This is a genomic window from Parafrankia sp. Ea1.12, assembly GCF_900465275.1.
In the GTDB taxonomy this organism is placed as follows: Bacteria; Actinomycetota; Actinomycetes; order Frankiales; family Frankiaceae; genus Parafrankia; species Parafrankia soli.
This window is the reverse complement of record NZ_UBIZ01000239.1, coordinates 1-14,780: the sequence shown is the minus strand read 5'-3', so window position 1 is coordinate 14,780 and position 14,780 is coordinate 1. Positions and strand designations below refer to the sequence as shown.

At 71.1% G+C, this 14,780-nt stretch carries 14 protein-coding genes; 4 read left to right on the top strand and 10 right to left on the bottom strand.

The genetic code is table 11. The features are described from left to right. Positions 1-38 precede the first annotated feature (38 nt). Entirely contained in the window at positions 39-1,028 is a 990-nt protein-coding gene (locus FMEAI12_RS09900; RefSeq protein ID WP_112105785.1) for a ferredoxin--NADP reductase, read from the top strand. Here FMEAI12_RS09900 and FMEAI12_RS09895 read toward each other — a convergent pair. From FMEAI12_RS09895 to FMEAI12_RS09865, 7 genes are all read right to left on the bottom strand, one after another. After that, the gene (locus FMEAI12_RS09895) at positions 1,019-2,071 is read right to left on the bottom strand and encodes a CaiB/BaiF CoA-transferase family protein (protein WP_112105784.1); all 1,053 of its coding nucleotides are present in this window, start codon (positions 2,069-2,071) and stop codon (positions 1,019-1,021) included. The two genes, FMEAI12_RS09900 and FMEAI12_RS09895, sit on opposite strands and share 10 nt — an antisense overlap. Then, positions 2,068-3,024, bottom strand: coding sequence for an LLM class F420-dependent oxidoreductase (locus tag FMEAI12_RS09890; RefSeq protein ID WP_112105783.1), 957 nt, complete (start codon positions 3,022-3,024; stop codon positions 2,068-2,070). Before FMEAI12_RS09890 ends, FMEAI12_RS09895 begins: the two co-directional genes overlap by 4 nt. A 55-nt stretch (positions 3,025-3,079) precedes the next feature. After that, complete coding sequence (locus tag FMEAI12_RS09885; protein WP_018505316.1) at positions 3,080-3,481, bottom strand: cobalamin-dependent protein; 402 nt, start codon at positions 3,479-3,481, stop codon at positions 3,080-3,082. Continuing rightward, positions 3,481-5,058: a methylmalonyl-CoA mutase family protein gene (locus FMEAI12_RS09880; RefSeq protein ID WP_112105782.1), complete on the bottom strand. Its 1,578-nt coding sequence runs from the start codon at positions 5,056-5,058 to the stop codon at positions 3,481-3,483. Before FMEAI12_RS09880 ends, FMEAI12_RS09885 begins: the two co-directional genes overlap by 1 nt. 121 nt (positions 5,059-5,179) lie before the next feature. Further along, on the bottom strand, positions 5,180-6,613 hold the full coding sequence (locus FMEAI12_RS09875) for a FadD3 family acyl-CoA ligase (protein WP_112105781.1): 1,434 nt from the start codon (positions 6,611-6,613) through the stop codon (positions 5,180-5,182). Next, positions 6,610-7,788, bottom strand: a complete 1,179-nt coding sequence (locus FMEAI12_RS09870; protein WP_112105780.1) for an amidohydrolase family protein — start codon at positions 7,786-7,788, stop codon at positions 6,610-6,612. The genes FMEAI12_RS09875 and FMEAI12_RS09870 overlap by 4 nt, the downstream gene beginning before the upstream one ends. Positions 7,789-7,818: 30 nt before the next feature. Further along, the gene (locus FMEAI12_RS09865; protein WP_112105779.1) at positions 7,819-9,414 is read right to left on the bottom strand and encodes an AMP-binding protein; all 1,596 of its coding nucleotides are present in this window, start codon (positions 9,412-9,414) and stop codon (positions 7,819-7,821) included. A 234-nt stretch (positions 9,415-9,648) separates the two neighbouring features. On the opposite strand from FMEAI12_RS09865, the gene FMEAI12_RS09860 reads away from it, so the two are divergent. Continuing rightward, on the top strand, positions 9,649-10,368 hold the full coding sequence (locus FMEAI12_RS09860) for an enoyl-CoA hydratase/isomerase family protein (protein ID WP_071066754.1): 720 nt from the start codon (positions 9,649-9,651) through the stop codon (positions 10,366-10,368). A 55-nt stretch (positions 10,369-10,423) separates the two neighbouring features. Here FMEAI12_RS09860 and FMEAI12_RS09855 read toward each other — a convergent pair whose 3' ends face one another. From FMEAI12_RS09855 to FMEAI12_RS09850, 3 genes are all read right to left on the bottom strand, one after another. Further along, positions 10,424-11,626 (bottom strand): CaiB/BaiF CoA-transferase family protein, encoded by a 1,203-nt coding sequence (locus FMEAI12_RS09855; RefSeq protein WP_112105778.1) that lies wholly within the window; start codon positions 11,624-11,626, stop codon positions 10,424-10,426. After that, on the bottom strand, positions 11,623-11,793 hold the full coding sequence (locus tag FMEAI12_RS36565; RefSeq protein ID WP_157904370.1) for a hypothetical protein: 171 nt from the start codon (positions 11,791-11,793) through the stop codon (positions 11,623-11,625). The genes FMEAI12_RS09855 and FMEAI12_RS36565 overlap by 4 nt, the downstream gene beginning before the upstream one ends. 204 nt (positions 11,794-11,997) lie before the next feature. After that, entirely contained in the window at positions 11,998-13,032 is a 1,035-nt protein-coding gene (locus tag FMEAI12_RS09850; RefSeq protein ID WP_112105777.1) for a dihydrodipicolinate reductase, read from the bottom strand. 533 nt (positions 13,033-13,565) lie between these two features. On the opposite strand from FMEAI12_RS09850, the gene FMEAI12_RS09845 reads away from it, so the two are divergent. Beyond that, positions 13,566-14,330 (top strand): SDR family NAD(P)-dependent oxidoreductase, encoded by a 765-nt coding sequence (locus FMEAI12_RS09845; RefSeq protein ID WP_112105776.1) that lies wholly within the window; start codon positions 13,566-13,568, stop codon positions 14,328-14,330. Between the two features lie 137 nt (positions 14,331-14,467). Further along, the coding region (locus FMEAI12_RS37970) for a CoA transferase (RefSeq protein ID WP_235013863.1) at positions 14,468-14,780 on the top strand (313 nt) is incomplete at its 3' end.

Below are 14,780 nucleotides of genomic sequence, written 5' to 3'. Positions count from 1 at the left end.
CACTTCAGCAGAATCTTCATACCAGAAGGAGGCCGTCGATGCCGAGAGCCCCTCTGTTCCAGAGGGCGACCGTCACCCGGACCGTTCACGAGACCGCCGATGCGCGTACCTTCGTGCTCGCTCCGCGCGAGGGATCGTTCACGTACCGGGCCGGTCAGTTCGTCACCTTCCGAGTGCAGATCGACGGCGAGGAGCTCCTGCGCTCGTATTCGATGTCCAGCGCCCCGGAGACCGACTCCGAGCTCATGACCACGGTCAAGCGGGTGCCGGGCGGCCGGGTGTCGAACTGGCTGATCGACAACGTCACCGCGGGCGACGAGGTCGAGGTCACCGAGCCCAAGGGCATCTTCTGCCTCCAGGAGACCGACGTCCCCCTGCTGGGTTTCTGTGGCGGCAGTGGAATCACTCCGATCATCTCGCTGGCGAAGAGCGCGCTGTCGAACACGGACCGCACTGTCCGGCTGCTGTGCGCCGACCGCGACAAGCCGTCAATGATCTTCGAGCGGGCACTCACGGAGCTTGTCGAGAAGTACCCGGACCGCCTTTCCGTCGTGCGCCACCTCGACGCGGACAGCGGATTCCTCGATGACGCCGCCGTCAAGGCGTTCGTCGGCGCCGACGGCAACGCCGACTGCTACATCTGCGGCCCCGAGCCGTTCATGGATCTCGTCGAGAGCGCGTTTCCCGGGCCGGGGCGGGTCTTCGTCGAACGCTTCGGCACACCGGCCAGCACCGAGCCCGCCGGTGAGGAGGTCGAGGGAACCGTCACCATCTTCCTCGGCCGGAAGAAGATCTCCGTATCCAGGCGCGAGGGCGAGACCCTCCTCGAAAGCGCGCGGCGCGGCGGCCTCGCCCCACCGTTCTCCTGTGAATCCGGGACCTGCGCCACCTGCATCGCGAAGCTGGAGGAGGGCACCGCGACGATGCGGGTCAACGATGCCCTCACCCAGGACGAGATCGACGACGGCTACATCCTGACCTGCCAGGGAGTGCCCGACTCGGGCTCGACCGTCGTCCGTTACGAGTGATCGGGCCGGCCGCCGTGCTCGCCCAGGCGAGGCGGCGGCCCGTAGACGGGCTCGTAGCCCGCTACGCGGATCGGGCTGCCGACGAGCCGGAAGTCGCCGGCGGTCACCACGACCTCGGGGGTGGCCGCCAGTGCCTCGGGCAGCGTGCGCACCTTCGCCGCCGGCACACCCAGCCGCCGCAGCCGGTCCTCCCAGTTCGCGGCGCTGTCCGCGGCGAGGGCCGCGGTGACCACCGCGAGGACCTCCTCGCGGCGCGCCGCGCGCTCGGCCATCGTCGCGAAGCCGCTCACCCCCGCCTCGGTGGCGAACGAGCGCCAGAAGCCGTCGTGGGTGACGAACAGGGCGAGGTAGCCGTCCGCGGTCGGGAAGAGCTGGGCGGGGACGTAGTAGGAGTGCGCGCCGAAGGGCAGCCGGCGCGGCTCGACCCCGTCGTTGAGGTAGGCCGCCGCGCGGTAGTTGAGCTGGGAGAGCATCACGTCGCGCAGCGAGACCTCGAGCTGGCCGCCGCGGCCGGAGACGATCTGGGCCAGCAGCGCGACCGCGGCGGTGAGGCCGGCGGAGTTGTCCGCCGAGGAGTAGCCGGGCAGCGTCGGTGGGCCGTCCGGGTCGCCGGTGAGCGCGGCGATGCCCGTGGCGGCCTGGATCACGTAGTCGAACGCCGGGTCGTCACCCGCCGACAGGCCGAAGCCGGTCAGCGCGACGCAGACGAGCTTCTCGTTGTACTTGCGCAGGTCCTCGTAGGTCAGGCCGAACCGGCGGATCGCCGACGGCTTGAGGTTGACCAGCAGCGCGTGCGCGTCGGCGGCGAGCTCGCCGAGCCGGGCCCGGCCGTCCTCGCTGGTCAGGTCGAGGCGGATGCTGCGCTTGCCACGGTTGATGCTGGCGAAGTAGGCGTCGCTCACCTGCCGGGAGAGATCTCCGCCCGGCGGCTCGAGCTTGGTGACCTCCGCGCCGAGGTCGGCGAGCACCATCGTCGCGTACGGGCCGGCGAGGATGTGGCCGACCTCGAGGATGCGGATGCCGTCGAGCGGTCCGGCGCTCATCTCACTTCCGCCGCGAGGGCGGCGATCACTTCCCGGGTCCGGCGCTTGGACGCGACCAGCTCGTCCCGGTTCTCGCCGATGGGCAGCAGCCGCACGGAGAGGTCGGTGACCCCCGCGTCGGCGAACTGCCGGAACCGGGCGAGGATGGCCGCCTCGTCGCCGGCCGCGCACAGGTCGCCGACGCTCGTCGCGTCGCCCTGGTCGAGCAGCCGCTGGTAGTTCGGGGAGACCTCGGCCTCGCCGAGGATGCGGTTCGCCCGCTCCCGGGCCTTGTCGACCTCGGACGGCAGGCACAGGCAGACCGGGATGCCCGCCACGATCCGCGGCGCCGGGCGGCCCGCCTCCTGGGCGGCCTTGGTGATCCGGGGCGCCACGTGGTCGGCGACGGCGCGCTCGTCGGCCAGCCACAGCACCGTCCCGTCGGCGTGCTCGCCGGCGATGCGCAGCATGACCGGGCCGAGCGCGGCCACGAACACGGGCAGCGGGGCGATCGGGCCGATCTCGAGCGGGTTGTGCACCCGGAACGTGTCGTTCTCGACGTCCACCGGGCCGGGCCCGTGCAGCGCCACCTGGAGAACCTGGAGGTAGTCCCGGGTGAACGCCGCCGGCTTGTCGTAGGGCAGGCCGAGCATGTCCCGCACGATCCAGTGGTGCGAGGGCCCGACGCCCAGCGCGAGCCGCCCGCCGGTGGCCGCCTGCGCGGACAGCGTCTGGCGCGCCAGCGCCACCGGGTGCTGGGCCTGCAACGGGACGACCGCCGTCCCCAGCTCGATCCGCTCCGTGCGCGCGCCCATCAGCGAGACGGCGATCAGGGCGTCGAAGTCCGAGGGCACCTGGGGGATCCAGGCGGTGTCCATCCCCGCGCTCTCGGCCCACAACACGTCGTCGATCATCCGCCCGACCTTGCGCGCGGAGTCACCCCGCTCCGGTCCGATCATCACGCCGACCCGCACTGGACCCCTCCAGGTCTCGAATGTTTCCGATGTCTCGCTGCGCCCGTGCCCCGGATCAGGACGGGGTGGGTGTCGAGGTCAGCGCGCGGACCTCGGTGACCAGCTGCTCGAGCGGGGTGCCGGTCGGGAACACCCCGGCGGCGCCCGCCTCGAGCAGCTTGGGGACGTCCGCCGGCGGGATGGTGCCGCCGACGACGACGGCGATGTCGGCCGCGTCCGCCGCCCGCAGCGCCTCGATGGTGCGCGTGGTCAGCGCGATGTGCGCGCCGGAGAGGATGCTCAGCCCGACGACCGCGACGTCCTCCTGCAGCGCGATGGTCACGATGTCCTCGACGCGCTGCCGGATGCCGGTGAACACGACCTCGAAGCCGGCGTCGCGCAACGCCCGCGCGACGATCTTGGCCCCGCGGTCGTGCCCGTCCAGGCCGGGCTTGGCGACCAGTACCCGCGCCGGCATCAGAACACCACCGGCTGCTGGAACTCGCCCCAGACGTTCTTGAGGGTGGCGACCATCTCGCCCACTGTGCAGTAGGCGTTGGCGCAGTCGATCAGGTTGTGCATCAGGTTCCCATTCCCCTCCGCGGCGCGGGCCAGCGCGTCGAGGCTGGCCCGGACGGCCGCGGCGTCGCGCTCGCCCTTGACCTTCGCCAGCCGCTTCAGCTGCCGCTCGCGGCCTTCGGCGTCCAGTTCGTAGGTGGCGAGGTCCGGCGCGGGCTCGTCGGAGACGAACCGGTTCACGCCGACGATCGGCACCGTTCCGTTCTCGATGTCCTGGTGCAGCTTGTACGCCTCGTCGGCGATCATGCCCTGGAGATAGCCGTCCTCGATCGCGCGGACCATGCCGCCGTGCTGCTCGAGGTCGTCCATGATCTCGACGATGCGGGCCTCGGTGGCGTCGGTGAGCGCCTCGACGAAGTACGAGCCGCCGAGCGGGTCGGCGGTGCGGGTCACGCCGGTCTCGTAGGCGAGGATCTGCTGGGTGCGCAGCGCGAGCGTCGCCGACTCCTCGCTGGGCAGCGCGAACGGCTCGTCCCAGGCCGCGGTGAACATCGACTGCACGCCGCCGAGCACCGACGCCATCGCCTCGTACGCGACCCGGACGATGTTGTTCTGCGCCTGCGGCGCGTACAGCGACGCCCCGCCGGCCACGCAGCCGAAGCGGAACATCGACGCCTTGTCGGCGGTGGCGCCGTAGCGCTCCCGGACGATGGTCGCCCACCGCCGCCGGCCCGCCCGGTACTTGGCGATCTCCTCGAAGAAGTCGCCGTGGGTGTAGAAGAAGAACGACACCTGCGGCGCGAACTTCTCGATCGACAGCCGACCGCGCTCGATCACCGTGTCGCAGTAGGTGACGCCGTCGGCGAGGGTGAACGCCATCTCCTGCACCGCGTTGGCGCCGGCGTCCCGGAAGTGCGCGCCGGCGACCGAGATCGCGTTGAAGCGCGGCACCTCCTCGGCGCAGAACTCGATGGTGTCGGCGATCAGGCGCAGCGACGGCTCCGGCGGCCAGATCCACGTCCCGCGGGAGGCGTACTCCTTGAGGATGTCGTTCTGGATCGTCCCGGTCAGCTTGGCCCGGGGCACGCCGGAGCGCTCCGCGGCCGCCACGTAGAAGGCCAACAGGATCGCGGCGGTGCCGTTGATCGTGAAGCTGGTGCTGATCTTGTCCAGCGGGATGCCCTCGAAGAGCACCTCGGCGTCGGCGAGCGTGTCGACCGCGACGCCGACCCGGCCGACCTCCTCGGTCACCTCCGGGTCGTCGGAGTCGTACCCGCACTGGGTGGGCAGGTCGAGGGCCACCGACAGGCCCGTGCCGCCCTGCTCCAGCAGGTAGCGGTACCGGCTGTTGGACTCCTCGGCTGTACCGAAGCCGGAGTACTGGCGGAACGTCCACGTACGCCCGCGGTACCCGGCGGCGTAGTTACCCCGGGTGAACGGGAAACGGCCCGGCGCGGGAGGCTCGGTGGCGCGGTCCGCCGGCCCGTACACCGGCTCCACCGGCAGGCCGGAGTTGGTCTGGACAGAATCGCTCATCGTCGCTTCGACACTTTCTGGAGACGGAACGTCGACACCGGCCGCGGCCCCGGGGCCGCGGCGCTCACCGGGTACCGACCGCGCGCCGGCTGCCGGCGGCGCGCGGGCCCCGGACACCCGGTCACCGCAGGTGGTCCTTCATCACCTTTCCCGAGGCGTTCAGCGGAAGACTCTCGAGGAACTCCACCGTCCTCGGCACCTTGAACCCCGCCATCCTGCCCTTGCTCCAGGTGATCAGCTCGTCCGCGGTGACCGGGGCGCGCCGGACGACGAAGGCCTTGCCGACCTCGCCCATCCGCTCGTCCGGGACGCCGATGACGGCCGCCTGCGCGACCGCGGGGTGCTCGAGCAGGAACCCCTCGATCTCGGCCGGGTAGGCGTTGAAGCCCCCGACGATGAACATGTCCTTCTTGCGGCCGACGATCCGCAGGTGCCCCCGCTCGTCGAGCGTGCCGAGGTCACCGGTGTGCAGCCAGCCGTCGGGGTCGATCGCCTCGGCGGTGGCGACCGGGTCGTCGAGGTAGCCCTGCATCACCGTGTACCCGCGGACGAGCACCTCGCCGTCGTCGGCGACGGCCACCTCGACACCGTCGCAGGCGGTGCCGACCGTGGTCGCGATGTCCTCGAACGAGTCGCCCGGCCTCGACGCGGTCGCCGTCCCCGCCTCGGTGAGGCCGTAGCCGGTCATGATCGACTGAAACGGCAGCTCGTCACGCATCCGCCGGATCAGCTCGACGGGGATGTCGGCCGACCCGGTGACGGCACACCGGAGCGAGGCCAGCGCGGTCTTGTCCGGCACCGCCAGCAGCGAGTGGTAGAGCGTCGGCGGGCCGGGCAGCATCGTGATCTTCTCGCGCTCGACCAGCTCGATCAGCTTGTCGATCTCGAAGACCGCCATCGGCACGATCGTCGCGCCGCGGATGAGCGCCGCGACGAGGCCCGCCTTGTACCCGAAGTTGTGGAAGAACGGGTTCACGCAGAGGTAGCGGTCGCCCTCGCGCAGGTCGGCGAGTTCGCACCACTCCTCGTACAGCCGCAGCGTCTGCCGGTGGTTCATCATGACGCCCTTGGGACGCCCGGTCGTGCCCGAGGTGAACAGGATGTCGGCGGTCTCGTCGCCGTCCTGGCCCACCGGCCGCTCGAGCGGCGCGCCGCTCGACAGGAAGCCCGACCTGATGTCGACGGCGGGGACACAGGTGGTGCCGGCGTAGACCTGCCCGAGGAAACCCTCCTGGACCAGGACCATCCTGGCCCCGCTCCGGCGGAGGATGTCGTCGGCCTCCTCCGCCTTGTACCGGGTGTTCACCGGCACCAGAACCCCGCCGGCGGTCAGCAGCCCGAAGGCCGCGATGATCCACTCGGCGGAGTTCGGCGCCCAGATCGCGACCCGGTCACCCTTGCCCACCCCCGCCGCCGCGAACGAGCCCGCGGCGACACGGATGCGGTCGACCAGCTCGGTGTAGGTGAGGCGCAGCGCACCGTCGACGACCGCCTCGGCGTCGTCGAAGCGGTCGGCCGCGCTCAGCACCATCTCCGGGATGGTTTCCCATTTCATCCCGAGATCAGCCTGGCCAGGTTTCCGCCCATGATCAGGGCCTTCTCCTCGTCGGTGAGGTTCTTGAGCTCGTCGACGAAGCTCGCCGGGTCACCGAGGCCCTCGGGGTGCGGGAAGTCCGAGCCGAACAGCACCCGCTCGACGCCGAGCAGCTCGGCGAGGTCGGCCATGTTCTCTTCCCAGAACGGGCTGATGTGCACGTTGCGCCGCAGCACCGACACCGGCTCCTCGGCGAACTGCTGCGGGTACTTCTTGTAGACGTCCTTCAGGGTCTTGATCAGCGGGCCGACCCAGGAGGCGCCGTTCTCGACGACGGCGATCTTCAGGGTGGGGAACCGGGACAGCGCGCCATGGCAGATCAGCGCGGCCACCGAGTCCTCGATCGGACGCCACTGGCCGATCATCCGGAAGACGTCCGGCTGGAACGGCAGGAACTCCCGCTTGTTGCTCTCCCAGTCGTCGGTGTACCGGCTGTAGCCGCTGTCCGAGGAGTGCAGCGTGACCAGCAGGTCGTGCTCGACGACCTTCTCCCAGAACGGGTCGAACTCCGGCAGGCCGAACGACCGCGAGCCGCTGAACCCGGGAACCGGCGCCGGGCGGATCAGGATCGCCTTCGCCCCGCGCTCGACGACCCACTCCAGCTCCTCGATCGCCTTCTCGACGATCGGCAGCGTGATCACCGGGGTGGTGAAGATCCGGTTCTCGTAGTTGAACTGCCACGTCTCGTACAGCCACTCGTTGAGCGCGTGGATGACGATGTGGGTCAGCTCGGGGTCGTCGCTCATCCGCTCCTCGAGCAGACTCGCGAGCGTCGGGAACATCAGCGTCCGCTCGATGCCCTGCTCGTCCATGAGCTCGAGGCGGGACTTCGGCTCACGGAAGGCCGGGATCGAGCGCATCGGCTTGCCGATGATCTCCCGGTAGGACTTGCCCTCCGGGTTGCCGATGCGGAAGTAGTCCTCCTGCGCACCGGGCCGGGCGACGACCTCGAAGGTCGGATTGGGGATGTACTCGCTGATGTGACCCCGGACAGCGATCTTGGTCCGGCCGTCCACCTCGACGTACCGGATCGCGCCCTTGAACTCCTCGGGCAGGTACTTGGTGAACGCGTCCTGGGTCTCGTACAGGTGGTTGTCCGCGTCGAAGATCGGGTACGGCGGCACTCGCGTAGACATTGAGATCCTCCCTTACTGATAAGGAGAACCCTATTCTCTTCCCTGCCCAGCCGCAATGTGTCCCGATGGGTCCCCCTGACGGTCTCCCTGCGGGACGGCGCGCAGCTCCCGCCGGAGCACGACCTTCTGGATCTTACCGCTGGGTGTCCGGGGGAAGTCCTCGATCGCGCGAAGCTCCTCGGGCCACTTCTGCCGGGCCAGACCGGCCCGCGCGAAGTGCGCGCGCACCTCTTCCAGTGTGGGCAGCCCGATCCCGGGCTGCAGCCGCAGGATCGCGGCGGCGTGCTCGCCGAGCCTGACGTCGGGGGCCGCGACCACCGCGACCTCGGCGACCCCGGGCATGGTGAGCAGCACCTCCTCGACCTCGAGCGCGCTGATGTTCTCCCCGCCGCGGATGATGAAGTCCGCCTTGCGGTCGACGATCGTCAGGTAGCCGTCGGCGTCGAGGACACCGACATCGCCCGTGCGGTACCAGCCGTCGGCGTCGAAGACCTGCTCGGTCAGGGCCTCGTCGAGGTAGCCGAGGCAGAGGTCCGGGCCGCGGCTGAGGATCTCGCCGTCGGCGTCGAGCCGGATCTCCACCCCGGGCAGCGGGTCACCGTCGGTGAACAGCCGCTTCTCCGCCGGCGCGGTGTGGCGCGAGCCGGTGATCGACGGATGCTCGGTGCTGCCGTAGGACCGGAAGACGGTGATGCCGAGCTCGTCCAGCCGGGTGGTGACCGCCGCTGGGACGGACGACCCGCCCAGCCCGGCGTACTTCATCGCCGGCAGGTGCTGCTCGGGCGAAAAGCTCGGGTGGTCCAGCAGGCTCGTCACGAAGTAGGTGGCGCCGCCGCCGACGGTCAGCCCGTCGCTCACCATCAGTTCCAGGGCCCGGGCCGGGTCCCAGACGTCGGCCAGGTTGATCGGCCAGCCGTCCAGGACGGGGATCAGGAACGCGTTCAGCATGCCGATGAAGTGCCCCACCGGCGCGGCGGTGAGCTGGCGGCCGCGGTCCGGCGGGTAGAGGCCGGCGAGCTGGCGCGTCTCGAAGCCGAGGGTCTGATGGGTGTGGATGACCCCCTTGGGGTCACGGGTGGTTCCCGAGGTGAACGCGATCACCGCCGGGGCGGCCGGATCGGTGGCGATCACGCCGGGCAGCGGGGCGTCGGCGAGCAGCTCGTCGAAGTCGCGGCCGACCACGCCGACGACGGTGACGTCCCGGCTCAGGTCGGGCTGGTACTCCATCCGCCCGAAGCCCTCGGCGGTGACGAAGACCTTGGGTGAGGTCCGCTCCAGGATGTAGCCGAGCTCTTTGCGCCCGTAGAAGTGCACGACGGGAACCACAACCGCCCCGAGGAAGGAGGACGCCCAGAAGACGGCGGCCGCCTCCATCCAGTTCGGCAGCTGGAAGACGACGACGTCACCGGGGCCGACGCCGCGGGCCCGCAGCCCGGCGGCGAGCCGGCGGGCGACCTGCTCGACGTCGCGGAACGTCCCGGACCACGGCCGGACCGCCGAGTGGACGCGGAACTCCGCGTCGGGGGTCGCGTCGAGGCCGGCGGCGAGCAGGCCGCCCAGCGTCTCGGGCGTCCACCACCCTTCGCCCTCGTACCGTTTGACCAGCTCAGGTGGGATCGTGCGCATGACGCGAGCTCCGATCTCTGACGATACCTAGACTCTCTCAGGCAGAGAGGACAAGTTCCACCTCTCCCCGCGACCGACCACAACAGCGGCATCTGCGGACGGGGTGGTGGGACGGCCGCGCACGCCGCCGACAGACCCCTGCCAGCAGGCCGGAATGGTACTCTTCATTACAAAGAATCGAATTCTCGGCCGCTCGTTGGCCGTGGACCGTTCCTGAGCCGTGGAGTCGCGCCCGTGATTGATCTTGAGCTGGATGATGGGCTCGCCGTCATCACCATCGACCGGCCGGAGGCGCGCAACGCCATCTCGCTGGCGACCATGGGCGAGCTGGAGAAGGCGCTGGACGCCGCCGCGGGCGCGGGCGCGCTCGTCGTCCGGGGCGCCGGCGACCGGGCCTTCGTCTCGGGCGGCGACCTCAAGGAGCTCGCCGCACTGCGCACCGAGGACGAGGCCACCGGCATGGCGCTGCGGATGCGCCAGATCTGCGACCGGATCGCGGACTTCCCCGCCCCGGTCGTGGCCGCGCTCAACGGGCACGCGCTGGGCGGGGGCGCCGAGGTCGCGGTGGCCGCGGACATCCGGGTCGCCGCCGACGACATCAAGATCGGTTTCACCCAGTCGACCCTGGCGATCATGCCCGCCTGGGGCGGCGCCGAGCGCCTGGCGGACCTGGTCGGGCGGGGCCGGGCGCTGCTGCTCGCCGGCACCGGTGTCACCCTCGGCGCGGCCGAGGCGGAGCGGCTCGGCCTGCTCGACCGGGTCCTGCCCCGCGCCGAGTTCGACGCGGGCTGGCGCGCGCTGGCGAGGTCGCTCGCCACTCCCCCGGCCCGGGCGATCAAGTACGTCATGAGCGACGGGGTCGGCGCCGAGGAGTCGGCCCGCACCTTCGCCCGGCTGTGGGTGGCCGACGAGCACTGGGCGGCCGTCGAGCGGGCGACGAAGCGCACCCGCTGACGCTGTCGCTGTCGCGGGCGGCAGGTAGCCCGGCCGCCCGCGACGGGCGGCAGGCTCAGGTGACCGCGCCGGCGCCCTTGAGCTCGATGATGCGGTCCCAGTCCAGACCCAGCTCCATGAGGATCTCCTCGGTCTGGGCGGCGAACTCGGGGGCGGGTCCGAGCTCGGGGGCGGACACGTCGAACTGGACCGGGCTGGAGACGAGCTCGATCTCCCCGGCCGGGAGCAGGTACTCGTTCGCCCGGATCTGAGCGTCGCCGCCCACCTGCAACGAGTCCTGTACCGGGGCCCACGGCCCGGACAGCGTGGCCAGCCGCTCGGTCCACTCCGCCAGGGTGCGGGCGGCGAACGCCTCCCTGAGCAGCTTCACCGCCTCCTCGGCGTTGGCCGCGATCAGCTCGGCGGAGGCGAACCGCGGGTCGTCGGCCAGCTCCGGCCGGTCGATGTGCCGGCAGACGTCCGGCCAGTACCGGCCGGCCTGCAGCATGACCAGCGAGAGGAACCGGCCGTCGGAGGTCCGGTACAGCGCGGACAGCGGGTTGGGTGAGGCGAGCGAACCCGGCTCGGGGGCCACCAGCGGCTCGTCGAGCAGGAGCGACAGGGCGATCGACTGCCCCATCGCCCACAGCCCACTGCCCAGCAGTGAGACGTCGACGACGGACGGCTCGCCGGTGCGTTCCCGCCGGAACAGGGCCGCCGCGATCCCTCCGGCGAGGTTCGTGCCCGAGATCGTGTCCCCGTAGGCCGGACCGGGCGGCGGCGTCATGCCGTCGCGGCTGCGGGGGGTGATGCTGGCCGCGCAGGAGGCACGCGCCCAGAAGGCGGTCATGTCGAAGCCGCCCTTCTCCGACTCCACCCCGCGCGGGCCCAACGCGCTCCCGCGAGCGTAGATGATCTTCGGGTTGATCGCGCGGACGTCCTCGACGTCGATGCCGAGGCTGCGGCGCGAGCGTGGCAGGAAGCTGGTCAGGAACACGTCCGCGCGCCGGATCAGTTCCTCGAGGACCGCCTTGCCCTCCGGCTTCGACATGTCGAGGCCGAGGCTGCGCTTGCCGCGGTTCGCGTGCTCGATGTTCGGGTTCGGGCCGTCGCCGACCTTGAGATTGCCGGTCTGCTTCAGCCCGCGCTGCGGGTCGCCGGTGACGGCGTGCTCGACCTTGATGACCTCGGCGCCCCAGTCGGCGAGCACGCCGCCCGCGGACGGCACGAAGCCGTACATCGCCACCTCGAGAACCCGGATCCCCTCGAGCGGCTTCATGCGGCCGCCCGCGCGATCGTCCTGTGCTTCATGTGCTCCTCCAGCCCACGGCGCCGACTCCCGGGCACCCGCCGTCGGAGCCGGTGCGCGAACACCCGCGCGTCGTCCCGCGCGGTCGCGCCGGCCGGGTCGACGTCGCCGGGTGGTGGGGCGCGGACCGCCGCCACCTCCCGATGCCCGGAAAGGATGACTGAAAGTTACATTCTCGAGACAAGCGAATCAACCGTCCGTTCGGTGAGAACGAACCGGTGCCCCCGCCGGCGGGGGCGCTCGGCGGCCGCCGACCCGCTCGATCGCGCCCTGGCGACGTCGAGCCCAACCACGCCGCGCACCCGGGTGCCGCGTCCCGGAAACCGCGCCGCGCCGCGCGGTTATCCGAGCGCGGTGGCGAAGATCTGCGGGAGGTCGACCGTGGTGCGGATGCCCGGCGCGGCCGCGCAGACGGTGGGCACGGCGTTGACGGCACGGTTGGCGGTGTACGCGGGCGCGACCGCCGCCATGCGCTCCATCGGGATCGGGAAGCGCAGGTCGATGTCGAGGGGAGCGTCACCCTCGACGGCGACGTGCCAGCCGGTGGCGCGGATGTCCCAGTCCTGCTCGATGTCGGCGGTGCAGTACCAGGTCGCCCGGAAGCTCATGACCTCGCGGCCGCCGCGCAGGCCCGACACCGTCAGCCGCTGGGCGACCACCGTGCCCGCCTCCAGCGTGCCGGCGGCGATGTGCACCGGCTTGGCCGACGTCCCCACGTCGCCGGAGGCCTCCAGCCCGTCGAGCGGCATCCCGAGCGCGTCGGCGACGAGGTTCAGCGAGGGGCCGAAGCTGGTCTTGCCGTGGGAGAGACGGCCCTCGTCGAACTCGCCCGGTGCCTGACCGAAGCCCATCACGTCGAACAGCAGGCCCGGCGAGTCCCGCCGTGACAGGTCGGCGAACTCCGCGATGGCCAGCCGGTCGAGCCGGCGCTGGATGGAGGACAGCACCAGCGGAAGCGCCTCCGAGATGAACCCGGGGCTGCTGCCGGTGCTGTGGATGGAGCTGCCACCCTGCTCGCAGGCCGCCTCGACCTGCTTGCGCACCTCGGGGTCGATGTCCTCCAGCCGGTGGAACTCGCCGCGGGTCGTGACGATGTTCGCGCCCGAGGCGAGGATCCGGCTGACCTCGTCGACGTCGAAGTACCTGGGCATGTAGAGGACGCAGTCGGCGCCGAGCGCGAGGACCTCGTCGACGTCGGCGGTCGCGGCCACGCCGGTCGCGCCGACGCCGGCGAGGTCACCGGCGTCGCGGCCCGCCTTCTCCGCCGAGTGCACGAAGACACCGGCCAGCTCGAGGCCAGGGTGCTCGATGACGGCACGTAACGCGTACGTGCCGATGTTGCCGGTCGCCCACTGCACGACCCTGTGCTTCCCCATTGTTGTCATCCCCTCCTGGACGCCGGGACGCGCGGCCTCGGGCATGACGGCGAGCCCGACATGCCCTCGACAGCCGCGCCGGCGGCGTCGTGTGACGGCCGCTCCGGTGTGACGACGACGTTGACGGCCGCATCAGGTGACAGCTGCGTCGATGTGACAGTCGCGTCGATATGACACCGGAGTCGGTATGGCAGACGATGTGGTGCGAGCACCGGCCACCGCGCGCCGGCCGACGGAGACCAGCGCCGACACGACTCGCGCCGACAGGGTCGGCGAGGAGCCGACGAGCAGGGGTACGGGAGAACGACCAGGCCGGGGCGCCCGTACCGCCGGTCGACCGCGGAACGAGGCGCGGTCTGTGCTCTGCACCACAGCGTAGGCTCGGCCTGACACGGCCGTCAATATTGTCGCGACTACGGCCGAATTGTCATGGGCGCAGCTCGTCGTGGGTCCAACTCGTCGTGATTCATGACGCGGCTGCCACCACGGGCACCTCGACGGCCGCCATCCCAAACACTCGCGCAGGAGGATTCGTGCTGCTCAACGGAAGGTCTGTTCTGGTCACCGGCGGTGCGTCGGGCCTGGGCCTGGGTACCGTGCGGGTCCTGCTGGAGCGCGGTGCGGCGGTCACCGTCGTGGACCTGCCGTCGTCGCCGGGCAAGGACGTCGCCGCCGAGCTCGGTGTGCGTTTCGTCGCCGCGGACATCACCGACACCGAGCAGTTCGACGCGGCGCTGGACGAGGCCGAGACCGCCGGCCCGCTGCGCGCCGTCGTGCACTGCGCCGGCCGGGGCGGCGACCGCAACCGCATCCTCGACAAGCAGGGCAACGCCGGCCCGCTCGACAGCTACGCCGACGTCATCCGGATCAACCTGGTGGGCACGTACAACGTCGTGCGGCTGGCCGCGCAGCGGATGGCGAAGAACGAGGAGCTGCTCGACGGCGACCGCGGCGCGATCGTGCTGACCGCCTCCGTCGCGGCCTTCGAGGGCCAGATCGGGCAGACCGCCTACGCCAGCGCGAAGGCCGGCGTGCGCGGGATGACGATCGTCGCGGCCCGGGACCTGGCGAGCTGGGCGATCCGGGTGAACACCATCGCCCCCGGCGTGTTCGAGACCCCGATGCTGGGCCGGCTGCGCGACGACATCCGTGACGGCCTGGCCGCGGGGGTGCCGCACCCGAAGCGGCTGGGCACTCCGGCCGACTTCGGCCGCCTGGCCACCGACCTGCTCGAGAACTCCTACCTCAACGGCGAGGTCATCCGGCTCGACGGCGCCCTGCGGATGGCGCCCCGCTGACACCGCGTCGGTGCCGGCACCGCGCCGACGCGACCGGCACCTCCACCGGCCGACAAGCCGATCACCAGCTACCGAGAGAGCTCCTGGCCTCTGCGACGGCGACATGAGAGTGTCGTCACAGACGTTGCGGGGTGTTTGTGCGGCTCCGCCCGAGCGTGTCGGCGGGCCGCGGCCGGCGGCGTCCGGCGGCAGCCCGTCCCGGGGGCACCCGACACGGGCGCCGGGCTGTCCCTGGACCGACTCGAGTAGAAGCTGGTATCGACGTCAATGTTAAATACTTGTCGGCCGGCAGGAACGCCGACCGCTTCCTGGGCGGGAGGGGTTTCATGACCGCGGTGATGCAGGGTGTACGGATCCTCGAGGTCGCTGAGCACACGTTCGTACCCGCTGCGTCCGCGTTGCTGTCCGACTGGGGTGCCGACGTCATCAAGATCGAGCACGTCGAGCGTG